Origin of the sequence: Pandoraea sp. CB10b_02, from assembly GCF_002216225.1 — a bacterium.
Classification (GTDB): domain Bacteria; phylum Pseudomonadota; class Gammaproteobacteria; order Burkholderiales; family Burkholderiaceae; genus Pandoraea; species Pandoraea nosoerga.
This window is the reverse complement of record NZ_NJGW02000001.1, coordinates 79,619-105,024: the sequence shown is the minus strand read 5'-3', so window position 1 is coordinate 105,024 and position 25,406 is coordinate 79,619. Positions and strand designations below refer to the sequence as shown.

Sequence of the window (25,406 nt, the reverse complement as noted above, 5' to 3'; positions counted from 1 at the left end):
ATCACGGGGCCGGCGATCGGCCGGCGCGATCAGCGATCAGGCGGCGTTCGCCTCGGCCGGACTGGCCAGCTCGCCGTAGCGGGCATACTCGCCGAGCCCGTCAGGCCATTGCGTGAGCACTTCGAATCCCGTCTCGGTCACCGCCACCATATGCTCCCATTGCGCCGAGAGCGAACGGTCGCGCGTGACGACCGTCCAGCCATCGGCCAACTGCTTCGTGTCGGGTTTGCCCACGTTGACCATCGGCTCGATGGTGAAGATCATGCCCGGCTTGAGCGTGAGCCCCGTACCCGGGCGTCCGTAGTGCAACACCTGCGGGTCGTCGTGATACGTCGTGCCGATGCCGTGTCCGCAATAGTCGCGCACGATGCTGAAGCCTTCGCGATGCGCGACCGTCTGGATCGCGTAACCCACGTCGCCGAGCGTCGCGCCGGGGCGCACCGCGCGAATGCCCGCGAGCATCGCTTCATAGGTCGTGTCGACGAGGCGCCTGGCAAGAATACTGGGCTTTCCGGCGAAGTACATGCGGCTAGTGTCGCCGAACCAGCCGTCCTTGATCAGGGCGACGTCGATATTCACGATGTCACCGTCGTGGAGCTTCTTCTCGCCGGGAATGCCGTGACACACGACGTGATTGACCGAGGTGCACACCGTCTTCGGATAGCCGTGATAGCCAATGTTCGCCGGAATCGCCTTGAGCTCGTTCACGATGAAGTCGTGGCAGAGACGATCGAGCTCGTCGGTCGTCACGCCGGGCTTGACGTACTCGCCGATCATGGCAAGCACCTGCGCGGCCATCTCCCCCGCGCGGCGCGACAGGGCGATTTCTTCTTTCGAGCGGATTACAACGCGTTCGCGCACCATTACGCCACCTTGTCGAATGCGGTGACGAGCGCACCGGCTGCGGGAGACACGGCGGCGTTGGCGTCGACCAGCGCACCGTCGGATTCGATGAGACGGCGGCAAATTTCGCCGTAGCTCAGCGACGGGTTGAGCTCGGCAAGCATGCCGACGCGCAGCCAATGCTCGGCCTGCGCGTTGATGGAGCGGCTCAGCGCCCCGCTGGTGTTACGCAGCGCGGCGTGCATCGGCTCCGAGATTTTGATGATTCCCATGATGCGAACCTGTTATATACAAAGTAACTACGAAACGTATATTAACAGGCCCGCGCGGGATTGTCTCGCCCAAGGTGCGCCACGGCGCTCGGCAATACTGCGGGACCGGGCCCCAGCGCCGTGCCGCTGCCCCGCCCCGCCCAGAGAGCTCAGGCCGTCTCCGGTACGGTCGCCGGGGTCTCCCGGCGGTGCATTCGCCACCAGATCAGCAGCGCCATGAACGCTTCGAGCGCCGCCACGATCCAGAGCCCGGCATTGAAACTCCCCGTCGCATCCTTGACCATGCCGAGCAGGTACGGTGAACCGAAGCCAGCCAGATTCGCGACCGAATTGATGAAGGCCACGCCCATCGCCGCAGCGCCGCCGGCGAGATAGGCGTTCGGCAACTGCCAGAAGACGGGAATCGCGCCCATGGTGCCCGATACCGCGACCACGAGGCACAGGAACGCCGCCACGCCATGACTTCCGGCGAACAGCCCCACGCCGGCCAGTCCGCACGCGCCCACGAACACCGGGATCGCGCAATGCACGCGCGCCTCGCGACGCTTGTCCGCACTGTAGCCGATGGCGATCTGGAAGATCGCCCCGAAGACGTACATCACCCCGACGAGCAGCCCGATGTGCAAAGGATTGGTCGGCCCCAGCGCACGAACGATGGTCGGCGCGAAGAACGACAGCGTCGCATTGGCGGCAACGATACCGAAGTAGATGCCGGTGAGCAGCCACAGCCTGGGGCTGCGCACCGCCTGCACAAAGCTGTGCTCGCGCTTGCCGGCGCTCTTCTGGTCGCGGTCGAGATCGGCTTGCAGCAGACGTTTCTCCGTCTCCGAGAGCCAGCTCGCCTGCGCGGGCCGGTCTACCAGAAACCACACTGCCAGCACGCCGGCGAGCACGGTCGGCACGCCCTCGAGCAAAAACAGCCACTGCCACCCCGCCCAGCCGTTGACGCCGTGCATGCCGTTGAGGATCGCGCCTGCGAGCGGCGCGCCCACGACCGACGACACCGCCGACGCGGAGATGAACCACGCGAACGCCTTGGCGCGCCGGTGCGCCGGGAACCAGAACGTCAGGTAGAGCAGCACGCCCGGCTGGAACCCCGCTTCGAATGCCCCGAGCAGGAAGCGCATGACGTAGAAGTACACGGGCGAATGCGTGAACATCATGAGCACGCATATCGTCCCCCAGCCGAGCGCGATGCGCGCGAGCGTGCGGCGCGCGCCAATGCGCAGCAACAGCCAGTTGCTCGGGATCTCGAGGAAGAAATACCCGAGAAAGAAGATGCCCGCGCCGATGCCGTAGACGGTCTCGCTGAAGCCGAGGTCCTGCTGCATCTGCAGCTTCGCGAAGCCGACGTTCACGCGGTCGATCCACGCGAGCATCCACAGCACGAAGATGAAGGGAATGATCCGCCACATGATCTTTCTGTAGATGGGATCGAGCATTGGCTGCTGCGCGTCCTGCATGCGTGATGGTGGCTGTTGAGTCATGTCGTCTCCTCCCTGAACGGGCGTGCCTGGCCGAGGCGCATCGCCCGAAGCAGGGCCCGGCAAGCGGCGGGCACCGGCCCGATGACCGGGATCGAGAATCGCTCGCCCAGCGCCTGCGCCGCCTCGCCCAGCGGTCCGCCGCCGATCACGACGGCTTGCGCGCCGTCGGCCTCGATACAGGCCTGCACGGCGCCCGCGAGACTCGACTCCAGCTGCGCCGGCGCGTCGCCCAATGCGAGCGGATCGCCTGTGGTGAATCGCGCGCCGGTGAAGTGGGCGCCGAGCCCCAGCTTACGCACGTTCGCGGCGATCGAATCGGCGAGCCGCGGGGTCGTCGTCGCAATGCCGAAGCGTCGGCCGCCAGTGGCCGCCTCGCGCACCGAACTCGCGCCGATGCCCACGACCGGCACGTCGAGCCGTGCACGCAGCGCGTCGATGCCGGGGTCGCCGAACGCGCCCACGATGACGCCGTCGGCCAGCGCCGCCAGCGCAATGATCTGCGGATCGTTCACCGCCTCGGCCGCGATGGCGAGATCGTGCTCGTCGACGATCATCGGCGCGCCATGCGGCACGGTCGCGCCAACGACGCTCGGTGGCCCGGCCATCACGCTGGCGAAATACGTTCGGGCGATGCCGGCCATCATGTGCGTCGTCGCCGTCGACGTGTTGGGGTTGATGAGCAGAATACGGGTCATGGCTATGTCGGCGAATCAGGAAGCGGGTGTGACGGGGGCGCCGGCGGACGTTCTCGCGGCGTGCGTGTCATGGTCCGTTGCGGCCGACGTCTCGCGCCCGGCGTCGGCCTCGGGGCCGTCGATCGGCCTGCCGAACGTCTCCGGCGCGAACGTCAGCGCAAGAGCGAACACCGCATACATGGCCGCCATCATGCCGAACATGCCGCCAATGCCCGCGTGGTCGAAAACGCGTCCGGCGACCAGCGGCATGGCCGCGCCGGCCAGCGTGCCCAGCGCCAGAATGAACGCCGTGCCGAACGCACGCACTCGCGTGGGATAGAGCTCCGGCGCATAGATCCAGATGGACGTATTGAGCAGCAGCACGCAGAACTGGAAAGCGGCGCCAAACACGAGAATCAGTGGCTGCGACTTCGACAGGAAGCCGAAGCACAACCCGATCACGCAGGCCGCAATGGCGCCGAGCGTCAATACGCGCTTGCGCGGGAAGCGGAAGCCGAAATAGGACGCGGTGAGCGCACCGAGCAAGCTGCCCGATTGCATCACGATGGTGAACACGAAGCTCTTGCTGAGCGTGTAGCCCTGCGCCATGAGGATGGTGGGCATGAGCGTGAGCACGGAAATCTGGGCGCCATACGTCATGCACACGGCGATGCCCACGGCCACGGTGCGGCGCGCCAGCGGTCCGATGAACACCTCGCGCAGGCGCACCTTTTCCGCACGGTGCGCGCCGCCCGGCGCTTCGCTGAGATAGCGCTTCGCCCCGCCGGCGAACTTGCCGAGCTTGCCCGAGGCAAGGACGTTGAGTACGCGGTTGGCGTCTTCCACCCTGCCCTTCGAGAGCAGGAATCGCGGCGTCTCGGGAATGAAGCGGCGATACAGCAGCACGAAGAACGCCGGCAGCACCAGACAGCCGAACAGCCAGCGCCAGCTATCCGGCCCTGGGAAGAACGCGAAGACCGCGAGTCCGAATGCCGGCGCCAGCATATTGCCCAGTCCGCCGCCCGCGACGTTGATGGCGCCGACTGCCACACCGCGAAAGCGCGAGGAGCAGAACTCCGCGAGCATGGTGACGGCGATCGAGATTTCGCCGCCAAGGCCGAAGCCGACGATGAAACGCCCGGCCGCGAGCGTCGGATAGTTGGGCGCGAGCGCGCAGATCAGGGCGCCGAGCGTGAAGAGCATCAGGTTGATGCTCAGCATCGTGCGGCGTCCGTAGCGGTCCGCGATGTAGCCCGAGCCGAGCCGCCCGATCGCCGCCGCGCCGAACGTGAGCGTGTTGAGGAACCCGATCTGCGCGGCCGAGACGCCCCAGGACTCGCGCAGCAAAGGCCCGACGAGGCCGACGGCGTTCTGCTCGAAGACATCGAACAGCACGCCGAACAGGATCAGCGCCAGGATTTTCTTGTGCGACGGCGTCACGCCAATGTCGTCGAGCGCCCGCTCGAGCTGCTGCAGCCTGGGTTCCGACGAAGATACGACCACTTCTGCGCCCATCTTTGCACTCCCTGCGCCTGGAACGGCGCCTTGCGAACCATTGCGTCACCCAGCGTCGGATGAACATCCGTTTGTTAATATTTTTTCATATTATTTGTTATTGAAAATTATTTTTCATATCAGGAGTTAACCGGACACGACGCGGACATGATGCGGACATGATGCGGACACGCCACGCACATGACGCGCCGAACGTGGCGCGCCCTTGACCGGGCGGGGCGGTCAATGCGCGGAGATGTCGTGAGGGCGCAGAAAAGTCCGGCATCCGGCGGCCGGTATCCCGTCGGGCGCTGGATGCGCGGTCCATCCGGACTATGCGGACTATGCGGCCTATGCAGGCTATGCGATCAGGCGGTGCTCGGTGACGCTCGGGCGTGCGGTGTGCGCGTCTGCCCGGGCGGGCAGCGTGAGTCAGATTTCGTCGAGCGCGTCGTGGAGCGCTTCGACCAGACCGAGATGGCGGCGTCCCGGATTGCCGGCCAGCGTCATGACCTGCGTGACGATCAGGTGACACAGGCCGATGACGGCCGTGTGGTTATCGAGCACGCCGGGGCCCTGCACGTCGCACTGCAGCCACCACTTCGCGGGCGTTTTACCCCCAGCATTGCGCTCAGTGATGTAGACGAGATTCGGGCACGCTTTGGCGAGCTGGGCGACGACGGCCGGCATCTGTCGCACACGGCGACGCAAGGCAAAGACGATCACGAGATCGTTCTCGCCAATGCCCGCGAGATGTTCGCCCAGCGTCTCTCCCGCACCGGGAATGACCTGCGCGCTCGGGACGATTTGCAGCAACTGCCAGCGCAGATACATCGCGAGCGGCAGGCTCGAGCGGAAGCCAACGACCCAGACTTTGCGCGCGGCCAGAACAGCCGAGGCGATTTGCTCGATTTCGGTGGACGAAAGCCGCCGATAGGTGGCGTCGATGTTGGCGAGGCTCTGTCGGCATTGCGCACCGACGAGGTCGTCGGCGGCAGTCCGTGCCGCGGACGGGGTGGCCGCCATCGCCAACGGCGAGCCGGCGCGCTGCTCGGAGCGCACATGCTTGCGCGCTTCGTCGAACGACTCGTAGCCCAGGCGCCTCACGAACCGGGTGACGGTAGCGTTCGAGACCTGCGCGAGTGTCGCAAGCTCGGACGCCGTGTATCCCGCCAGATCGCCCGGCAGATCGAGCACGAATTCCGCCAGCCGCCGCTCCGACGGCGAGAGTTGATCCAGTTGCTCTCGAATCCGGCCGACGAAAGACTTCTTCATATGCGATGCCATGAGCGATTTGCGTGGTTGGGGCGGGCTATTGTCGCGCGATTCCGCCCGATTGCGAAATCGCGGAGAACTCGGCGCCGAAAATTCGGTGCCGCCGCGCGGCGGACCGGAGCGAGGCCGGCGGCGCGCGGCGGCGCGCATGCGTTTGCGCCCGACGACGGGCTCGGGCGCGAAAAACGCGCATGCTCGCGCTTACGATGCCCCGGACGGCGCGACCTCCAGCGCCCGCGCCCGGCGCACGAAGGTGAGCGAGAGCAGCACGGCAGCGATCAGGAAGCCCGAGAGCGCCAGGAAAGAGCCGCCGTAGCCATGCGTCTCCTCCCTTAGCCAACCGACGATGTACGGCCCGAAGAAACCGGACGAGTTGCCGATCGACAGGATCAGGCCGAAACCGCCCGCTGCGGCGCGGCCCGTCAGGAAGGTCGACGGCACGGCCCAGAAGGTCGCGAGAAACCCGAATCCGCCAATGAGTGCCACCGTCAACCCGACCATCAGCACTCGCGGATCGCTGAACGCGCTGCTCACCGCGAGCGCCGCCGCGCCGAGCAGGCACGTTGCCACGACGTGCCCCACGCGCTGCCCGGTACGGTCCGAGCTGCGCGCCCAAAGCACCATGCCCACCGCGCTCACGAAGTTCGGGATTGCGCTCACGAGGCCCACCGTGACCGTATCGAGCCCGAACGACTTCAGGATCTGCGGCATCCAGTAGTACACGCCGTTTAGCCCGATGAGCCCGGTGAGGTACGTCAGCGAGAGCACGATCACGCGAAAATCGGTCAGCGATTGGCCGAGTGTCATGTGCCCCGCGCTCTCGATCTCCAAGCGCTCGGCGCGCAGCTCGGATTCGATCCATGCCTTCTCGTCGGCGTCGAGCCATGCGGCCTTCGTCGGCGAGTCGATCAGCATGCGCAGACAAAGCGCGCCGAGCACGAGCGCGGGAACGCCTTCGAGCAGGAACAACCATTGCCAGTGCTTGAGCCCTGCCACCCCCGAGAGCGACAGGATTGCACCGGAGAGCGGACCGCCGAACACGGCAGCAAGCGGCACGCCCAATAGAAACGTCGCGATGGCCTTCGCGCGCCAACGGGACGGAAACCACTGCGCCAGATAGATGAAGACGGCCGGCGAGAAACCGCCTTCGGCCACGCCCAGCAGAAAGCGCGCCGCCATCAGCTCGGCCGGGGTGCGGGCAAGCGCGCACACCATCGTCATGAAACCCCAGGCGATCATGATGGTCGCGAGCCAGCGCCGCGCCCCGAACTTCTGCAGCGCCAGGTTGCTGGGAATCTCGGAAATGCAATAGCCGAAGAAAAAGGCGCCGACGATCCAGCCGAAGCCGGTGGGCGTCAAACCGAGATCGCGGTTCATCGTGAGCGCGGCGAAGCTCACGTTGGTGCGATCGATGTAGTTCACGAGAAAGCAGATGCACAGGAACGGCAGGATGCGCCAGCCCACCTTGGTCATCGTGCGCTGCTCGAAGGCGGGGTCCGCGACGGCGTTCGTCGATAGGGCAGTCATGATTCGTCTCCTCATTGTCGTATGTTGGTTTGGCAACTCGCGCGCCCGTCAGTCCGCATCCGCCCGGCCGGGAACGAACGGGATGGCCTCCTCGATCGTTTCCCAGATGAAGCGTCCCGAAGGGCATTGCCGTTCCTCGACCACGTGCGAGACGAGGCCCGCCGCGCGCGAGATCACGGCGAAGCCGCGCATGATGTCCGTGGCAACGCCGATCTCGCCGAGCAGCGCGGCAACGGCGCCCGTCGCGTTGATCGTGATCGCCCGCCCGTACACGGCGTCGATCTCGCGCGAGAGCAACATCAGCGTTTCGATATGCGCGCCGGCCAGTTCGGGCTGCGCACGCGCGAGATCGAGCAGCTTGTAGGCACGCGGATCGACCGGCTTGTGCAGGTGATGGCCGAAACCCGGGATGGCCTTGCGGGCTTGCAGGTATTCGCGAGCGATGGCCGAGGCCTGCGCCTGTGGATCCGCCGCGTCGCGAACCCGGTCAATGAGTCGCGAGCAGTTCTCCATCGTGCCGACGAACTGGCTGCCCACCGCCAGCAGCCCTGCGGCCACGGCCCCCTGGAGGTTCTCCGGGGCGCTCATGTAGACGAGGCGCGTGGAGATCGAGCTCGGCGTGAGTCCGTGCTCCATCAGCACGACGAGCACTGCGTCGGCAATGCATACGTCGACGGGACGAATGGCGCGGCCCAGGATCTGCCGCAGCAGAACTTCAGTGAACGTCTTCTTTCCGATCAGTGTCTCGACGAGATCGGCGTCGCCGTAATGGAGTGACGTGTGCGTGTGCGCGCAAAGCCGCGTGACGGGGCCTTTGCGCTCGGACGGAATATCGGCTTTCATGGCTTCAAGGATTCAGGAGTTCAGGGGTTCGGGGGCATCAGAGTTTCGCGGCAGCCGCGCGCCCGGACAGGATCTGGTCGCGCACCGCGTTCTTCACGACCTTGCCCACGGACGATCGCGGCAAATCGTCGAAGAAATGGATGCGCTTGGGCGTGTGGACCGGGCCGAGCTTCTCTCGAACGAAGGCGCTCAGCTCGGTTTCGGTGGCCGCGCCGCCGGGCCGCAGTTGCACGCCGGCCTGCACGGCTTCGCCCCATACGTCGTCCGGCAGGCCGAACACCGTGCATTCGAAGACGCTCGGGTGCTGGCCCAGCACGTTTTCGACGTCGATCGGGTAGACGTTGAAGCCGCCGGTGATGATCACGTCGCGGATGCGGTCCTTCAGATGCAGGAAGCCGGCGGCGTCGAGATAGCCCCGATCGCCCGTGTGCAGCCAGCCGTCGATCAGCGTTTGCGCCGTTTTGTCGGGCAACTGCCAGTAGCCGGTCATGAGCAGGTCGCCGCGCGCGACGACTTCGCCGATTTCCCCGGGCGGCAGCCGCGTCCCGTCGGCGGACATGATGGCCACCTCCGAGAACCACGTGGCGCGGCCGACGGATGACCAGCGCGACGGATCGTCGAAATCTTCCGGGCGCATCGCCGTCAGGATCTGGGGCGCCTCGGTCTGCCCGTAGTGCGTGGCGAGCACGGGACCAAAGAAATCACGGGCTTCGCGAATCTTCTCCGGCGGCATGGGCGCGCCGCCATAGATGAGCAACCGCAGTTGCGGGAAGTCGCGACGCGAGACACCTGGCAAGCCCATGAGCTTGTAGATGAGCGTAGGCGGCATGAAGGCGATCGTGCCGCCTTTGTCGCGAAACGCGTCACGCACGCCGGGCGCGCCCGCCTGCGACGCAATGAGGAGGCACCCGCCCTGCGCGAGGGTGGGCAGGATGTACGTCGACGTTCCGTGCGTGATCGGCGCGGCGACGACGTAGCGATCGCGCTCTGTGAGCCCCCACGTCTGAATCTGGTTTGCGACGTTGGCCATCCACGCGCGATAGGGTTGCATCACGCCCTTGGGGATGCCGGTGGTGCCGCCGGTGAACTTGATCGCCTGCGTGGCACTGTCAGGCAGATCGACGATCCGCGGCGAAGCCCCGTCGTGCGCGGCGAGTAGCTGGCTCAGCAACGTGCCCTGCGTGCTGTTCGTGCGGTGGGTTGTGGCGGCCGCCGCCTCGCCGTCGCAGACGATGCGATATCCCGAGGCGTTCGCCACGAGACATTCGGATGCGACGTCCGTCACGACAATGCCCGGCGCTGTCGTATCGACGATTCGCTGAATTTCGGGTGCCGTGCTACGCGGGTTGAGCGGCACCCAGACTTTGCCGCTGGCCAGCGTGGCAAGCAGCGCGACGAGATGCGCCGTGCTATTGCCCGCGCAGATGGCCACGCGGCTTTGTGGCGACGGATCGATTGCCTGGAAGGCCGCGGCCAGCGCCGCTACGCTGCGCGCCAGGTCCCCGTAGCGAACGACGCCTTCAGGCGCGTCGATCGCGATATGGTCTGGCCAACGGCGCGCCGCGCGCCAGAAAAAATCAATGGGATACATGTGCCGAAATCCTCGAAGAGTGCACTCGGTTGACGTGCACGCAGTTTTCAATTGTTGGCGGCGACTGGTAGGCGATCGGTAGGCGATGGGTGGGCGATTGGTGGGCGATTGGCAGGCCCATCCCAGGACATTGACAAGCCCCTGCGCTTGGCGCGGGCCATGTGCCACCGTCGTCCCAACACCAGAGATTTTCCGCAGCCGCGCCGGGTGCGAGAAATCGAATCGTCCGGCAATCGGACGTTTTCCATGGGCGACGATGCATTCGCGGATCAGTGTTTTCCCTTGTTGATGAGCGACCTTGCATCGGTGATGGTGAACCGTCTTTTCATTCCGGCTTTTCTCATGCAGACGATCATCACCAATTCGAACGTTCATCAGGCGGACGTTTTGGACGACACCAAAAGCGCAGGCTTGCGGGCGTTGCGCCGCGGGCTCGACGTGCTGGCGGCCATCATCGAAGCGGGCGACACCGGGCTGCGCGTCGCCGAGATCGGACGTCGCTGCCAGTTGGAGCGCGCGACGATCTATCGAATCTTGCAAACGCTTGGGGAAGCGGGCTACATCGAACTGAGCGGACGTTATCGCTACGTCGCGGGTGAGACCGTTCGGCAATGGCGCGCCGAGAACGTGCTGACGCAATCGGTGATCGCCAGCAAGCTCGAGCCGGTGCTCGAACACGTCAGCGCCATCAGCGGGGATGCGGCGTTCGCCGTGGTGCGCGAAGGACGCATGTCGTCATGCATTGCGCGCCGGATCGGAAGCTATCCCGTCCAGGTGCTGGCAGTCGATGTGGGAACGCGCCAGCCGCTCGGCGCCGGCGCTGCGGGGTTGGCGTTATTGGCCGCGCTGCCCGACCACGAAGCGCAAGCCGTGATCGCGCAGCATGGCGATACCTTGTCGAGCTATGGCGGCTTGAACTGCGAGACGTTGCGTCTGCTCGTCAAGGCGTCGCGAGAGCGGGGGTGGTCGGTCGTGGGCAACCATGCGGCGAAGGGCGCCCTCGGCGTCGGCGTTGCCGTGTGTAACCGCCGCGCCTATCCGATCGCGGCGATCAGCGTGGCCGCGCCCACTGATCGAATGTCCCGGCAACGTCAAGCGTTTATCGTCGATGCCATCCGCTCTGCGCTACGGTCAGTTGGGGAAATGTGGGATTGAGACAGCGCGCCCGAGAAAACGAGTTGGCATCGGCAGGCGGGCTTGCGAGGGCGCCAATCGCGCGTCGCCCGGCTAAAACTCGCTTCGAGGCGCGTAGGAGCGCTCAGGGACACGTAGGGACACGTAGGGACACGTAGGGACGCGTACTAACTTATGCATCGAGGATACTCTCTGCGAGCGAACACCAGATGTGGTTGCGAAGCAAATGGAGCATGCAGATTGGACCATTGATCGCGCGAATCTACGGGGGGATGGATGCCTTCCGCTGACGTGCGCGCCGGGGACAGGGCCGCACAAATCGTTTGCCGGAAAAGGCCGGCACGGAAGCCGGAAGTTCGGGAGACAGACAGACGAAAACCGGCTCGATTTTTTGCCGGACTCAAATTTCATCCCGATGATTTTTAAGGGTCTTTTGGTGCGAGGAAGGGGACTCGAACCCCTACACCCTTGCGGGCGTCAGGACCTAAACCTGGTGCGTCTACCAATTTCGCCATCCTCGCAGCCCGTGGGCGCCGCGCACCTGGGTAAGGTACGACGCCCGGCATCGGGTCGACGGCATGCGTCCTGTCGGACATGAAAAGGGGCGACTCGTCGCCGCCCCGCTCGCATGCGTCAAAGCAGGCGAGCATTCTACACGAAGTGAATTTCACCGGCAATCCGCCAGCCCCACCCCGCAATGCTAGAATTCCCCCCAATTCATGGCATCTGCCCCGGTCGCGCGCCTGCGCCACCCGCTGTCGGGCATCTGACCAAACCGATATCCCATTCGCATGCAACCCCACGAGAACGCCGACGAGCACGCCGGCTCCCCCGACAGTCCCGCACAGGCCAACGTACAAGCCCACGAGTACTGTCGCCAGAAGGCTGGTCCTCCCGGTTCCGCCCTTTACTACGCCCTGCTGCAACTCCGGCCATCCAGGCGCGACGCGGCCTACGCCGTCCATGCCTTCTGCCAGGAAATTGCTGACATCCACTCGGCTGTCCACGACCCCGGCGTTGCCCACGCCAAGCTCGACTGGTGGCGCCAGGAGCTCGCTCGTCTCTTCGACGGCACGCCCGCGCACCCGGTCACGCGCGCGCTCGCGCCCGTGGTCAAGACGTTCGGTCTGTCGCGCGACGCCTTCGAAGCCGTCCTGCACGCCGCCGAGATGGACCTGTCACAAATGCGCTATCTGGATTTCGCCGGCCTCGATCACTACTGCGACGCCGCCGGCGGCGCGCCCGCCGAACTGGTCTCGCACGTCTACGGCTTCGACGACGCCCGGACTCCCGCCCTCGCCCGCGCTCTCGGTCACGCCATCACGCTCGGCCGACGTGTCACGGACGTGGGCGTCGACGCGCGCGCGGGATACGTCTATTTCCCCATCGACGAGCTGCAACGCTTCGGTGTCACCGCCGCCGACCTGCAGAACGGCAAGTACTCGCCCGCCTTCGTCGAGTTGATGAAGTTCCAGCACGCGCGCGCACGCCAGTCCATCGTCGAGGCCGCCGCCGCGATGCCCGGGCGCGACCGCCGCAAACAAAAACCATTGCTCGCGCTGGCTGCGCTGCAACTGGCGCTTCTCGACGAAGTCGCCGTCAGCGACTATCAGGTGCTCCATCAGCGCATCGACCTCACGCCGCTTCGGAAATTCTGGCGCGCCTGGCGAGCACGCTGAGCGGCTGCGGCGCGATAGCCGCGCGCTCGCAAGCGAGACCGATCACCCCCGCAGCACGTCCAGCGGCTGGAACGCCGCGCCGAGCACCGGCCGCGGGTCCATTCCCCACCATCGCTGCAATACGGTCGCGTAGACCTCGCGAAAGTCGACCGCGAAGGGCAAGTTGCCGTTGCCGTCCAGGCGATCCAGACGCGGCGCCTCGCCATACAGCCCGCCGCGCACCCCGCCGCCCGCGATGAAGTGCGGCGCGACCGTGCCGTGGTCGGTCCCGTTGCTCTGGTTCTCTCGCGGGCGGCGGCCGAACTCGGCATACGTCACGATCATCGTCGACTGCCATCGGCCCAACGCCGTGAGCCCCGCGCGCAACGCCATCATTCCCTGCGCCAATTGACGCAATAAACTGGCCTGCTGCCCCGGCTGGTTCTGATGCGTGTCGAAACCGTTGAGCGTCAGACGCAACACCGCCACGCCGCGTCCCGGCAGCGGCACGCCCGCAGGCGAGTCCGCCGCCGCAAGGACCTGCAGCGCCGTTTTCACCACATTGCCGAACGCACCCGGCGGCATCGGCGTCTTGAGCACATACTGCCCCTGGCGCGGGCGCAGCCCGTGCGCCGCCTTCACGATGTCGTTCTCGACACGCAGCACATGCGCCAATGCGGGATTGCTCGCCTGCGCCGCGTTCGCCGACGCCAGGCCCGCGTCGCGCAGAAACTGCGCCGGATTGGTCAAGGTCACCGCGCGGGCGCCGCCGGCGAGCGGTCCGGGTTCCGCGCTGCCGACGATCACGCCGTCAGCGTCGAATCCACTCGGGACCGCACGCTCGGCAAAGGCGCGAGACAGCCAGCCGTCGCGCAAATACTCGTCGGCACGCGAGGCGGTGTTCCATATTTCGATCGAGCGAAAGTGCGACAGATTCGGCTGCGGATACCCTACGCCCTGCACGATCGCCAACTCGTTCGCCTGCCACATCGGCATGAGCGCTCGCAGCTCCGGATGCAGGCCGCTGCGCTCGTCGAGCTGTATCACCTGCTCTCGCGTGATGCCGATGTTCGGCCTCAGAACGGCATAGAGCGGATCGCCATACGGGATGACGGTGTTCAGGCCGTCGTTGCCGCCCTTGAGCTCGATGAGGATGAGCAGGTTGTCGTAGCTGCCGCCATGTGGCGCCTGCGCGCCGGCAAGCGGCCGGGACAGGTCGCGCGCCGCCGCGAAGGCAGGCAATGGGGCGAGCCACGCCGCGCCCAGCCCGGCAGCAAACGTCAGAAAATCCCGTCGACGAAAATCACGCATCTCGCACCTCTTGCTGCTCGGCATTGACCCACACTGGCGAAGCACATGCGGCTCCTGTGCGCACACTCTCGCGCACTTTCCGCGTACTTTCCGGGCATTTTCCGCGCATTTTCCACTTACTTTCCGCTACTTCAATTGATACGCCGGATCCATCAACAACGCCTGCAAGTACGCCGCACTGCTGTCGCCGCTCGTGTGCGCCACCGCCGGGGCCAACGGCAGCACCGCCCGTTGCAGTGCCTCGCGCGAGGCGGCGTCGGGCACATCGACCGGCCCCAGCGCATACGGCTGCAGCCAGCGCGCGAGATCGAAGCGCACGCCAGCCACCGTTCCTGGCATGGCCCGCGGCGCGCGCACGGCCGAGCCCTGCACTCCGGCGCGCGTGGACATCGCCGGGCCCATCGTTGCCGGCCCGACCGCGTTGGCACGCTCCGTCGCGCGGAACATGCGCTCGACGAATTGCTTGCGCGCGAGCAGCGTCGTGCTGTCGATCCACGTGTCGCCGCCCGGCCAGCCCTTCACATTGGGTGGACGGAACAGGTCCTGCCCGAGCACACGCATCTGTTGCGCGAGCATTTGCGGGTCGTCGTAGCCGATGTCGAACTCGCGCACCGCGTCGGTCACGAACTCGGACGGCGATTTGACGAGCGCGCCTCGATTGCGGGCGTCCCAGAATGCCCGCGTGAGGAACAACGCGCGCAGGGCGACACGCACGTCATAGCCGCTCGCCCGGAACGCGCCGGCCACCTTCGCGGCCTGCACCGGCTCCGGCGTGGGCGAGACGAATTCACGCCACAACTTGGCCGTCACGAGCGCGGCGGTCTCGGGGCGCGCCAGCAAGATGTCGAGCACTTGATCGCCGTCGAAGTCGCCAGTGTGCCCGAGCACCGTTTTCGCGCCAGTGTCGTGTAGATTCGCGCGCCAGACGTATGTCATCGTCGGGCGATCGATGCTCCAGCCGGTGTACGCGCGCGCTGCCTCGCGCACGTCCTGCTCGCTGAAATGCCCTTCACCGAGCGTGAACAGCTCCATCACCTCGCGCGCGAAATTCTCGTTGGGTCGCCCCTTGCGACTGCCAGCGCCATCCAGATAGACGAGCATTGCCGGGTCCTTCGACACCGCGTGGAGCAGTGTGCCGAAGTTGCCTAGCGCGTTCGCCCGCAGCAGCACATTCTGCCGATACAGCGCGACCGGCTCGCGCACCTTGTCGTCGCTCGAGACGAAATGGTTGTGCCAGAACAGCGTCATGCGCTCGGTGAGCGGCGAAGGCGTGGTGGCCATCTCCTGCGCCCACCAGCCGGCGAGCGACGCGGCCATCCGGTTGCGTCGCTCGTTGAGCGCCCTGCGTTGCTCGTCGGTCATGTTCTTGACGGGCGCGCCATAGAGCGGCGGATCGTTCACCCACTCGGGCGGCATGGTCACCGCGGTGCGGCGGGTCTGGGAGAGCAGGCGGTCGACGGCCTGCGCGCGCGTGAGCCCGACGAAGGGCGCCAGTTCGCGCGCGTCGGGCGCGTAGCCCGTTCGCGTCAACAGGTAGCGCGCGTCGTCAGCGCCCAGCACGCGCGACGCCGGGTCAGGCGCGCGCCCTGCACCGCGTGGCGACGCCGCACGCGACTCGTGCGACGTCACGCCACGCCCTGCGGCGCGACCGGTGGAACCCGCGAAATCCGCGGCTACGCCACGCATGGGCGCCAGCCACGTTGCGGCGACAACGGCCGGGATGAGCGCAAGCCGTCCGATGCACCGCGCAGCAGTCGGATTTCGCCGACGGCGGGCGCAAAAAAAGCCAGCGTCGAGCGTTGCTGGCGGGGTTCGATTCGGCCTCATGAGACGCTCACGTCAAAGTGACATTACCGGCGTTTGGAGAGAAGCGATATTCGATGATGACGGTTCTCGCGAGCGGCAATCAGTGGGTGTACAGCTCACGCACGGCGTCCTGGATGTGCTGGCGCAGCAGGCGCCGGTCTTCGGCCGACATGTGGCCGTTGGGACGACGCGCCGGCGAGCTCGGCGATTCGTCGCCGCGGCGCTCGGCGGCGCCGGCATCGCTCGCGCCCTGGCCGCTCTTCGATGGATTGCGCGGCGACGGCGCGGGCGCATTGCGTTGGAGCTTCGGCGCACTCATGCCTTGCGACTGAGCACTGAAATGGGGGGCGGGACGGGCATACGTCACGCTCAGGTGCCCCCAGAGCATGATCCCCCCGACCAGTAGCGTCAACTCAGCAGCCCATCTCATCTTGTGCGTGTGTCCTTCATGCCGTGCAGCAAGTTTTCGCCCTGGCAGGGCTGCAAGTGTACCGACTGCCTATGGTCAGCGCACAAGCCGTAGGGTAAATTGTGTAACCCTTTGTAACCCGCTTTGGCGGCCTCCTCAGATCGCAACATTTCGGGCTAAGATACGTGGCATGGAAAACAAAAACTCTCCCAAAATTCTGGTTGTCGACGACGATCCGCGCCTGCGCGACCTGCTGCGTCGTTACCTCGGGGAACAGGGTTTCAATGTCTTTGTGGCAGAGAATGCCACGGCCATGAACAAGCTTTGGGTGCGCGAGCGTTTCGATCTGCTCGTGCTGGACCTGATGCTCCCCGGTGAAGACGGTCTGTCGATTTGTCGCCGCCTGCGTGGCGCCAATGACCGCACGCCGATCATCATGTTAACGGCCAAAGGCGAGGATGTCGACCGAATCGTCGGCCTCGAAATGGGCGCGGACGACTATCTGCCCAAGCCGTTCAATCCGCGCGAGCTCGTCGCCCGCATTCATGCCGTGCTGCGTCGCCAGGCGCCGCCCGAGCTCCCCGGTGCGCCCAGCGAAACGATGGAGACGTTCGAGTTCGGCGACTTCGCCTTGAATCTCGCTACGCGAACGCTCACCAAGAACGGCCAGGAAATCGCGCTCACCACGGGCGAGTTCTCGGTGCTCAAGGTCTTCGCGCGCCACCCGCGCCAGCCGCTCTCGCGCGAGAAGCTCATGGAACTGGCGCGCGGTCGGGAATACGAAGTGTTCGATCGCAGCCTCGACGTGCAGATCTCGCGTCTGCGCAAGCTCATCGAGCCGGACCCGGGCAGCCCTCGCTTCATTCAGACCGTCTGGGGCCTTGGTTACGTGTTCATCCCGGACGGCGGCGCGTGACCTGCGAGCCCCACGTCTCACGCAGCAAAACGATGCCGGGCGCAACACGTTCGCGTGACGTGCGCACCGGCCTCGCGACTTGCCCCGTGCCGCCTTTCCGGACGCAGCGCATCACCGATGTCGAGCGTTGCCCGCCGACGCTCGGGATCATCTCCGCGGTAGTACGCATCGCGCGTTAGACGGAGCCCCCCATGCATCCGATACGGATGGTACGCGGGCTGTTCGGCGGTCTCTTCTGGCGTACCTTTTTCCTCATCGCCCTGCTCATCGGCGTCAGCCTGGCCGCCTGGTATCAGAGCTTTCGCGTGATCGAGCGCGAACCGCGCGCACAGCGCGTGGCGCAGCAGCTCGTGTCGATCGTCAAGCTCACGCGCACGGCCCTGCTCTACTCGGAGCCCGACCTGCGCCGCGCGCTGCTGCAGGATCTGGAGAGCAACGAAGGGATTCGCGTGTACCCGCGCGAGCCGGCCGACAAAGTGGAAAAGCAGCCCGGCGGCGTGGTGCAAGACCTGATCGTGCGCGACGTTCAGCGGCGCCTCGGCACCGACACCGTGATCGCCGCCGCGGTCAACGAAATCCCCGCGATGTGGATCAGCTTCAAGATCGATGAGGACGACTATTGGGTCGCCATCGAGCAGGACCGCATCGACACGGCCACCGGCCTGCAGCTCTTCAGTTGGGGCACGTTCGCGCTGGCCCTCTCGCTGCTCGGCGCCGCCTTCATCACCGCCCTCGTGAACCGTCCGTTCGCGCGACTGGCCCACGCGGCGCGCGCCATTGGCGAGGGTCAGCGCCCGGACCCGTTGCCCGAGCGCGGCATGGGCGAGGCTGCTGAAGCCAACCGCAGCTTCAACCAGATGGTGCAGGAGCTCGAGCGGCTCGAGGCGGATCGCGCGCTCATGCTCGCCGGCATCTCGCACGACCTGCGTACACCGCTCGCCCGTCTGCGGCTGGAAACGGAAATGAGTCCGTCGGATGAATCGGTCAAGCGCGACATGATCAGCGACATCGAGCAGATGGACGAGATCATCGGCCGCTTCCTCGATTATGCCCGCCCCGCCTCGCGCACGATGCAGTCGCTCGATCTGTCCGACATTGCGCGCGAGACGGCCGCGGCGTTCGACGCCCGCGAAGATCTGAAGGTGACAGTCGAGCTCGCCGACAGCGCGCCCGTACTCGCCGAACGCACGGACCTCAAGCGCCTGCTCACGAACCTGATCGAGAACGCGCGCAAATACGGACGCGACCCACAAACGAACATCGCCAACGTCCTCATCTCGACGCGAGTGCTGGGTGAGCGCGTCGAGATGCGCGTGCGCGACACCGGTCCCGGCATTCCCGAAGACCAGCTCGCGCTCGTCTTCCGGCCGTTCTATCGCGTGGACACGGCGCGCACGAAGGCCGAAGGCACCGGACTCGGCATGGCGATCGTCCAGCGCATTGCCTCGCGCTACAAGGGCCACGCCTCGCTTCGCAATGTGCGCCCGGGAACCGGCCTTGAAATCATCGTGTCATTCCCGCTTGCTAAATAAGGGATGTGACGCGAAGCAAATTTGGCTATGCTCAAGGCTTGCCCGGCATTCGCCGGCGCCACACGAAATCCTATCGCGGGGATTTGATTTAACTATCCCCGGAATAAAAACAAACTATTGCTATCGGTACATCGATAGCGTATACTGCTTTAGTTGGCCGGGAACGAAAGTCCCCGGTCAGTTGCAGGTTGCGATGTACACATGGCATCCAACATTCACCGCATCTATTAAGGAGTAAATCGATGAAAACTGTCGGCGACAAACTCGAAGCGTTCTCGGTTCAAGCGGCCAAGCCTGGTTTCAACAACCACGAAGAAAACGGCCAGTCGGCTTTCGAAACGATCACCGAAGCCTCGTTCCCGGGCAAGTGGAAGATCATTTACTTCTACCCGAAGGACTTCACGTTCGTGTGCCCGACGGAGATCGTCGAGTTCGGCAAGCTGGCTCAGGACTTCGCAGACCGCGACGCCGTGCTGCTGGGCGGCTCGGGCGACAACGAATTCGTGAAGCTCGCATGGCGCCGTGAGCACAAGGACCTGAACAAGCTGAACCACTACTCGTTCGGCGACACCACGGGTGCCCTGATCGACCAGCTCGGCGTGCGCGACAAGGAAGCCGGTGTGGCCCTGCGTGCAACGTTCATCGTTGACCCGGACAACACCATCCAGCACGTTTCGGTGAACAACCTGAACGTCGGCCGCAACCCGCAGGAAATCCTGCGTATTCTGGACGGCCTGCAAACCGACGAACTTTGCCCGTGCAACCGCGCGGTCGGCGGTGCAACGCTGTAAGCGTCGTCTCGGAGCCCGCGCAAGCGGGCTTTTTCAGCCCCAAGCAATAGGAGAAATTTATGGAATTCCTCACCGCGATTAAGGCACAGATCCCTGACTACGCCAAGGACATTCGCCTGAACCTCGACGGCACGATCGCCCGCTCCTCGCTGGAGGGCAACGATGCCGTAGGTGTCGCCCTCGCCGCCGCCTTCGCGGCGAAGAGCCAGCCGATCGTCAAAGCGATCCGCGAAGCCGGCGTGCTGTCACCCGAAGAGCTGGAAGGCGCGTTGACCGCGGCAGCACTCATGGGCATGAACAACACGTGGTACCCGTATCTGGAGATGGCCGATAACGCTGATCTCAAGAACGAAAAGGCGCAACTGCGCATGAACGGCTACGCGACGCGCGGCGGCGTCGATCAGCGCCGCTTCGAGATGTACGCGCTTGCCGCGTCCATCGTCGGCAAGTGCCACTTCTGCGTGAAGTCGCACTACGCGCTGCTGGCGAACGAGCAAGGCATGAGCACCGCGCAACTGCGCGACGTCGGGCGCATCGCCGCCGTCATCAATGCGGCAGCCCAGGTGCTCGCCGCCGAAGCGGCGTAAGGGGGCGCCTAAGCGGGCCAGGCGCGGGGGCGCGCGTAGCAGCCACGGCCGCGATACCACGCGCAACAAAACAAAACGGCGCGGCGGGAACGATCCCCGCCGCGCCGTTTTTCGTTCCGGTCGTTCCGGTCGTTCCGATCGTCCGTGTCGTCCGCGTTGTCCGTGTCGTCCACATCGTCCGTATCGTCCATATCGTCCGTATCGTCCAGACCATGCGCGTCGATTGGCGCGCCCGAGCCCGACTACCCTTCCCTGGGGGCGCCGCACGCATGGGCGCCTCCGTCGTGCCGTCGCTCAGACGCCCACGAGCAACGCCGCCGCCTGCGCCTCGATTCCCTCCTGACGCCCGAGGTAGCCAAGTTTTTCGTTCGTCTTCGCTTTCACGTTGACCTGTCCGACGCTCACGCCCAGCGCGTCGGCGATCGACTGCGTCATGGCACCGATGTGCGGCGCGAGCTTCGGGGCCTGCGCGATCACCGTGCAATCCACGTTGACGACTTCATAGCCGTGCTCGCGCACGCGGCGCATCGCCTCCTTGAGCAGCACGACGCTGTTCGCGCCCTTGAAAGTGGGATCAGTATCGGGGAAATGCCGGCCGATGTCGCCCAACGCTGCGGCACCGAGCACGGCGTCGGTGATCGCGTGCAGCAGCACGTCGGCGTCGGAGTGGCCCAGCAGACCACGATCGAACGGAATGGTGACCCCGCCCATCACGAGCGGGCGGCCCGGCACGAGCGCATGCACGTCGTAGCCCTGTCCTATCCGGAGTCTGGGCAGGCGCCCCTCGCTGGATGGGGCGAGCGAGGCGCGGGAAGAATCAGCTTGATCAGTCATGAAGAATCGCCAGATGCGAAGAAAACGGTACAACGCAGACGTTGCCGGGCCGGCCTGAGGGCGTTGCCCTCACGCGGGCCTGGCGGTGCCGAGAAAAGCCTCGGCGAGTGCGAAGTCCTCGGGATAAGTCACCTTGAAATTGCGCAGGCTGCCGCGCACGAGCTTCGGCGCATGGCCGAGGCGCTCGATCGCGCTCGCTTCGTCGGTGACTTCGGCGCCGGCGGCAAGCGCGTCTTCCAGCGCATGACGCAGCATGCCGAGACGGAACATTTGCGGTGTCTGCGCTTGCCATAGCCCCTCGCGCGACTCGGTCGCCTGTACGGCCGCCAGCGCGCCCTTCTCGCGCGGCGGCTGCTCGCGCTTGAGCGTATCGGCCACCGGCAACGCGAGGATGCCGCCGACGGGATCGTCGCGCAGCGCTTCGACCAGCGCGCGAATCAGCGTGGGCGTGATGCCGGGGCGTGCCGCATCGTGCACGAGCACCCAGTCGCTGTCCTGCGCCCCGAACTCGGTAAGCGCCTGCAGGCCGCCGAGCACCGATGCGTGCCGCGACGGGCCGCCGCAGCGGCGCACCGCAAAGCGCAACGGGCCGAAGCGCCGGCCGTCGAAATGATTGTCGTCCGGGGCGAGCACCAGCACCGTCTGTGCGAACTCCGAACACGCGTCGAACGCCGCGAGCGCGTAGTGGAGCATGGCGCGTCCGCCCACGCTCCGGTATTGCTTGGGCACATCGGCCCCGGCGCGCACACCGGCGCCGGCGCACGGGATGACGGCAAAAAGTCGGTCGCTCACGATAAAACGCAGGTAAGGGTAAAGCGGGGATTTTATAATAGACGCTGACTGTCACGGGGCCCCATGTGGATGGAGCCCCGTGCTTTGCCATTTCTGCAACGCTTTTCCTATGTCATCCGCCAACGCCTTATCCCGTAATACCGTGCCCGTGCCGCTCGTGAAAGCGGGACAGCGTTATGCCTTCGCGGGCTCGCACGCGTCGAGCGACGCCTTGCTCATCGCCCGCTACTTCGAAGCAAACCGCGAGCGCGTACCGCTGCTGGCCGTCGTCTGCGCACAAGCGACCGACGCGCTGCGTCTGCAGCAGGAACTCAGGTGGTGCGCGCCCGAAGCCCGCGTGCGTTTGCTGCCCGACTGGGAAACGCTGCCTTACGACACGTTCTCGCCGCACCAGGATCTCGTCTCCGAGCGCCTGGCCACCTTGCACGACCTCGGCGAGAAGCGTTGCGACATCGTGCTCGTGCCCGCCACCACGGCGCTCTATCGCATGGCCCCGGCAAGCTTCATGGCGGCCTACACGTTCTTCTTCACGCAGGGCGAGCGCCTCGACGAAGCGCGTCTGAAGTCGCAACTCACGCTGGCCGGCTACGAGCACGTGAGCCAGGTCATGCGCCCGGGCGAATACTGCGTGCGCGGCGGTCTGATCGACCTCTTCCCCATGGGCTCGGCGCTGCCCTACCGCCTCGACCTGTTCGACGACACGGTCGACAGCATCCGCGCGTTCGACCCGGACACGCAGCGCAGCCTGTATCCGGTCAAGGAAGTGCGCCTGCTGCCCGGGCGCGAATTTCCGTTCGACGAGCCAGCCCGCACGGCCTTTCGCGGCCGCTGGCGCGAAGTGTTCGAAGGCGACCCGAGCCGCAGCCCGATCTACAAGGACATCGGCAGCGGCGTGCCCTCGGCGGGCATCGAATACTACCTGCCGCTGTTCTTCGAAGAGACGGCCACGCTTTTCCATTATCTGCCCGCCGACGCGCAACTGGTCTTCGTCGGCGATCTGGAAGCGGCGATTCACCGTTTCTGGAACGATACGCGCCAGCGCTACAACTTCCTGTCGCACGATCGCGAACGGCCGGTGCTGCCGCCCGAACAGCTATTCCTGCTCGATCAGGACTTCTTCGCGCTCGCCAAGCCTTTCGCGCGATTGACACTGCCGACGCCGGGCGACGGCTCCTGGGCGATCGCCCTGCCGCCGCTCGCAATCAACCGGCGCGCCGACGACCCGCTCGCGGCGCTGCGCGCGTATCTCGCCCGCACGCCCGCGCGCGTGCTGCTATGCGCGGACTCGGCAGGCCGGCGCGAAACGCTGCTGCAACTGCTGCACGACAACGATCTGCGACCGGCCACGGTCGAGTCGCTCGAGGACTTCCTCACGTCCGACGCGCGCTTTGCCATTGGCGTCGCGCCGCTCGCCGCGGGCTTCCTGCTGCCGACGGAAGACCTCGCGTTCATTACCGAGAACGAGCTCTACGAAGGCCTCGCGCGCCGAGCTGGCAGGCGCCGCCAGGAACAGGCGACGTCGGTCGACTCGATGGTGCGCGATCTTGCCGAGCTCAAGGTCGGCGACCCGGTCGTGCACAGCCAGCATGGCATTGGTCGCTATCAGGGTCTCGTGAGCATGGACCTCGGCGAAGGCGAGACCGAGTTCCTGCATCTCGAATACTCGGGCGACAGCAAGCTGTACGTGCCGGTCTCGCAGTTGCACCTGATCTCGCGCTACAGCGGCGCCGACCCCGACACCGCGCCGCTGCACTCGCTGGGCTCGGGACAGTGGGAGCGCGCCAAGCGCCGCGCGGCGCAGCAGATTCGCGACACCGCCGCCGAACTGCTCAATCTCTACGCCCGACGCGCCGCGCGCTCGGGGTATGCGTTCGAACTCTCGCCGCGCGACTACGAGAAGTTTGCCGACAGTTTCGGTTTCGAGGAGACGCCGGACCAGGCCGCCGCCATCGCGGCCGTGATGAGCGACATGACGAGCGGTCGCCCGATGGACCGTCTGGTGTGCGGCGACGTCGGTTTCGGCAAGACCGAAGTGGCGCTGCGCGCAGCTTTCATCGCCGTGCTCGACGGCAAGCAGGTGGCCCTGCTCGCGCCCACCACGCTGCTCGCCGAGCAGCACGCGCAGACCTTCTCGGATCGCTTCGCGGACTGGCCGGTGCGCATTGCGGAGCTCTCGCGCTTCAAGACGGCGAAGGAAGTCAATGCGAGCGTGAAGGCAATCAACGAAGGACAGGTGGACATCGTCATCGGCACGCACAAGCTGCTCTCGAACGACATCCAATTCCAGCGCCTGGGGCTCGTTATCATCGACGAGGAACATCGGTTCGGCGTGCGTCAGAAGGAGGCGCTCAAGGCGCTGCGCGCCGAAGTGGACGTGCTCACGCTCACCGCCACGCCGATCCCGCGCACGCTGGGCATGGCGCTCGAAGGCCTGCGCGACTTTTCGGTCATCGCCACCGCGCCGCAAAAGCGCCTGGCGATCAAGACGTTCGTGCGGCGCGAGGAAGACGGCGTGATTCGCGAGGCCATGCTGCGCGAACTCAAGCGCGGCGGCCAGGTGTACTTCCTGCACAACGAGGTCGAGACCATCGAGAACCGCAAGGCGCAGCTCGAAGCCCTCGTGCCCGAAGCGCGCATCGTCGTCGCCCACGGGCAGATGCACGAGCGCGATCTGGAGCGCGTGATGCGCGATTTCGTCACGCAGCGCGCCAACGTGCTGCTGTGCACCACCATCATCGAGACCGGTATCGACGTGCCCACCGCCAACACGATCCTGATGCATCGCGCGGACAAGTTCGGTCTGGCGCAGTTGCACCAGTTGCGCGGCCGCGTGGGCCGCTCGCATCACCAGGCGTATGCGTATCTGCTCGTGCACGATCCGAAGGCGCTGACCAAGCAGGCGCAGCGACGCCTGGAAGCGATTCAGCAGATGGAAGAACTCGGCGCGGGGTTCTACCTCGCCATGCACGACCTGGAGATTCGCGGCGCGGGCGAAGTGCTCGGCGACAAGCAGTCGGGCGAAATTCACGAGATCGGCTTCCAGCTCTATACGGACATGCTGGCCGACGCCGTGAGCGCGCTCAAGGCCGGCCGTGAGCCGGACCTGACGGCGCCGCTGGCCGCCACGACCGAGATCAACCTGCACGTGCCGGCCATTTTGCCCAATGACTATTGCGGCGACGTTCAGGAGCGCCTCTCGCTCTACAAGCGGCTCGCCAACGGCACGCACGCCGACGCCATCGACACGATCCAGGAGGAGCTCGTCGATCGCTTCGGCAAGCTGCCGCAACAGGCGCAGGCTCTCATCGAGACGCATCGCCTGCGTCTGCTGGCCAAGCCGCTGGGCATCACGAAGATCGACGCGAGCGAGGAAGCGATCGCGCTGCAGTTCGAGCCGACACCGGCCGTCGACCCGATGCGCATCATCGAGCTCGTGCAGAAGCATCGTCACATCAAGCTCGCCGGTCAGGACAAGCTGCGCGTCGAGCTCAGGCACGCGCAGTTGAGCGATCGCGTGCGTGCCATCAAGGAGACCCTGCGCGCGCTGGGCTCGCCCGTGGCGCGCGCGGCGTGACGTCCATGCGCTCGTTCCCACGCGCGGCGAGCGGCCACAGACGGCCGCCCGCCGGT

21 protein-coding genes and 1 tRNA gene are annotated in these 25,406 nt (G+C 65.8%); 7 read left to right on the top strand and 15 right to left on the bottom strand.

Annotated elements, in window-relative coordinates:
* Positions 1–36: 36 nt before the first annotated feature.
* The 9 genes from map to CDN36_RS00395 all read right to left on the bottom strand — a co-directional run bounded on the left by map (position 37) and on the right by CDN36_RS00395 (position 10,006).
* Positions 37–864, bottom strand: coding sequence for a type I methionyl aminopeptidase (map, locus tag CDN36_RS00435; protein ID WP_150554232.1), 828 nt, complete (start codon positions 862–864; stop codon positions 37–39).
* On the bottom strand, positions 864–1,115 hold the full coding sequence (locus CDN36_RS00430; RefSeq protein ID WP_287495704.1) for a ParD-like family protein: 252 nt from the start codon (positions 1,113–1,115) through the stop codon (positions 864–866). Before CDN36_RS00430 ends, map begins: the two co-directional genes overlap by 1 nt.
* A 149-nt stretch (positions 1,116–1,264) precedes the next feature.
* Entirely contained in the window at positions 1,265–2,602 is a 1,338-nt protein-coding gene (locus CDN36_RS00425) for an MFS transporter (RefSeq protein ID WP_287495703.1), read from the bottom strand.
* Positions 2,599–3,297 carry an aspartate/glutamate racemase family protein gene (locus tag CDN36_RS00420; RefSeq protein WP_287495702.1) on the bottom strand — a complete coding sequence of 233 codons (699 nt, stop codon included), beginning with the start codon at positions 3,295–3,297 and terminating at the stop codon, positions 2,599–2,601. Before CDN36_RS00420 ends, CDN36_RS00425 begins: the two co-directional genes overlap by 4 nt.
* A 15-nt stretch (positions 3,298–3,312) precedes the next feature.
* Positions 3,313–4,791 (bottom strand): MFS transporter, encoded by a 1,479-nt coding sequence (locus tag CDN36_RS00415; protein WP_150554228.1) that lies wholly within the window; start codon positions 4,789–4,791, stop codon positions 3,313–3,315.
* A 411-nt stretch (positions 4,792–5,202) separates the two neighbouring features.
* Positions 5,203–6,045 carry a MurR/RpiR family transcriptional regulator gene (locus tag CDN36_RS00410; RefSeq protein WP_287495701.1) on the bottom strand — a complete coding sequence of 281 codons (843 nt, stop codon included), beginning with the start codon at positions 6,043–6,045 and terminating at the stop codon, positions 5,203–5,205.
* 201 nt (positions 6,046–6,246) lie between these two features.
* The gene (locus tag CDN36_RS00405) at positions 6,247–7,572 is read right to left on the bottom strand and encodes an MFS transporter (RefSeq protein ID WP_287495700.1); all 1,326 of its coding nucleotides are present in this window, start codon (positions 7,570–7,572) and stop codon (positions 6,247–6,249) included.
* 48 nt (positions 7,573–7,620) lie between these two features.
* Positions 7,621–8,415 (bottom strand): citryl-CoA lyase, encoded by a 795-nt coding sequence (locus CDN36_RS00400; RefSeq protein WP_150554225.1) that lies wholly within the window; start codon positions 8,413–8,415, stop codon positions 7,621–7,623.
* A gap of 37 nt (positions 8,416–8,452) precedes the next feature.
* Positions 8,453–10,006 (bottom strand): class I adenylate-forming enzyme family protein, encoded by a 1,554-nt coding sequence (locus tag CDN36_RS00395; protein ID WP_287495699.1) that lies wholly within the window; start codon positions 10,004–10,006, stop codon positions 8,453–8,455.
* A 342-nt stretch (positions 10,007–10,348) separates the two neighbouring features.
* On the opposite strand from CDN36_RS00395, the gene CDN36_RS00390 reads away from it, so the two are divergent.
* Positions 10,349–11,161 carry an IclR family transcriptional regulator gene (locus CDN36_RS00390; protein WP_502920323.1) on the top strand — a complete coding sequence of 271 codons (813 nt, stop codon included), beginning with the start codon at positions 10,349–10,351 and terminating at the stop codon, positions 11,159–11,161.
* A gap of 413 nt (positions 11,162–11,574) precedes the next feature.
* On the opposite strand, the gene CDN36_RS00385 is transcribed toward CDN36_RS00390, so the two are convergent.
* A tRNA-Leu gene (locus CDN36_RS00385) sits at positions 11,575–11,661 on the bottom strand.
* Between the two features lie 270 nt (positions 11,662–11,931).
* On the opposite strand from CDN36_RS00385, the gene hpnD reads away from it, so the two are divergent.
* Complete coding sequence (gene hpnD, locus CDN36_RS00380) at positions 11,932–12,819, top strand: presqualene diphosphate synthase HpnD (RefSeq protein WP_150554223.1); 888 nt, start codon at positions 11,932–11,934, stop codon at positions 12,817–12,819.
* 42 nt (positions 12,820–12,861) lie between these two features.
* Here the strand turns inward: hpnD and CDN36_RS00375 are convergent, their stop codons facing one another.
* From CDN36_RS00375 to CDN36_RS00365, 3 genes are all read right to left on the bottom strand, one after another.
* On the bottom strand, positions 12,862–14,109 hold the full coding sequence (locus tag CDN36_RS00375) for a DUF1501 domain-containing protein (RefSeq protein ID WP_287495697.1): 1,248 nt from the start codon (positions 14,107–14,109) through the stop codon (positions 12,862–12,864).
* 126 nt (positions 14,110–14,235) lie between these two features.
* Entirely contained in the window at positions 14,236–15,738 is a 1,503-nt protein-coding gene (locus CDN36_RS00370; RefSeq protein ID WP_502920322.1) for a DUF1800 domain-containing protein, read from the bottom strand.
* A gap of 277 nt (positions 15,739–16,015) precedes the next feature.
* The gene (locus CDN36_RS00365) at positions 16,016–16,345 is read right to left on the bottom strand and encodes a hypothetical protein (RefSeq protein WP_150554220.1); all 330 of its coding nucleotides are present in this window, start codon (positions 16,343–16,345) and stop codon (positions 16,016–16,018) included.
* A 169-nt stretch (positions 16,346–16,514) separates the two neighbouring features.
* On the opposite strand from CDN36_RS00365, the gene ompR reads away from it, so the two are divergent.
* From ompR to CDN36_RS00345, 4 genes are all read left to right on the top strand, one after another.
* Positions 16,515–17,240: an osmolarity response regulator transcription factor OmpR gene (gene ompR / locus CDN36_RS00360; RefSeq protein ID WP_010808867.1), complete on the top strand. Its 726-nt coding sequence runs from the start codon at positions 16,515–16,517 to the stop codon at positions 17,238–17,240.
* Between the two features lie 191 nt (positions 17,241–17,431).
* Positions 17,432–18,772 (top strand): ATP-binding protein, encoded by a 1,341-nt coding sequence (locus CDN36_RS00355; protein WP_150554219.1) that lies wholly within the window; start codon positions 17,432–17,434, stop codon positions 18,770–18,772.
* 242 nt (positions 18,773–19,014) lie between these two features.
* The gene (locus CDN36_RS00350; protein WP_150554218.1) at positions 19,015–19,563 is read left to right on the top strand and encodes a peroxiredoxin; all 549 of its coding nucleotides are present in this window, start codon (positions 19,015–19,017) and stop codon (positions 19,561–19,563) included.
* Between the two features lie 59 nt (positions 19,564–19,622).
* Positions 19,623–20,150 (top strand): carboxymuconolactone decarboxylase family protein, encoded by a 528-nt coding sequence (locus CDN36_RS00345; RefSeq protein ID WP_150554217.1) that lies wholly within the window; start codon positions 19,623–19,625, stop codon positions 20,148–20,150.
* A 294-nt stretch (positions 20,151–20,444) separates the two neighbouring features.
* Here CDN36_RS00345 and ispF read toward each other — a convergent pair whose 3' ends face one another.
* Together ispF and ispD are read right to left on the bottom strand one after the other, a co-directional pair.
* Positions 20,445–20,984 carry a 2-C-methyl-D-erythritol 2,4-cyclodiphosphate synthase gene (gene ispF / locus CDN36_RS00340; RefSeq protein WP_287495695.1) on the bottom strand — a complete coding sequence of 180 codons (540 nt, stop codon included), beginning with the start codon at positions 20,982–20,984 and terminating at the stop codon, positions 20,445–20,447.
* A 69-nt stretch (positions 20,985–21,053) separates the two neighbouring features.
* Complete coding sequence (gene ispD, locus CDN36_RS00335; RefSeq protein ID WP_287495694.1) at positions 21,054–21,776, bottom strand: 2-C-methyl-D-erythritol 4-phosphate cytidylyltransferase; 723 nt, start codon at positions 21,774–21,776, stop codon at positions 21,054–21,056.
* Positions 21,777–21,885: 109 nt separating this feature from the next.
* Between ispD and mfd the strand changes: the two genes are divergently transcribed.
* Positions 21,886–25,350: a transcription-repair coupling factor gene (gene mfd / locus CDN36_RS00330; protein WP_287495693.1), complete on the top strand. Its 3,465-nt coding sequence runs from the start codon at positions 21,886–21,888 to the stop codon at positions 25,348–25,350.
* The last annotated feature ends 56 nt before the right edge of the window (positions 25,351–25,406 follow it).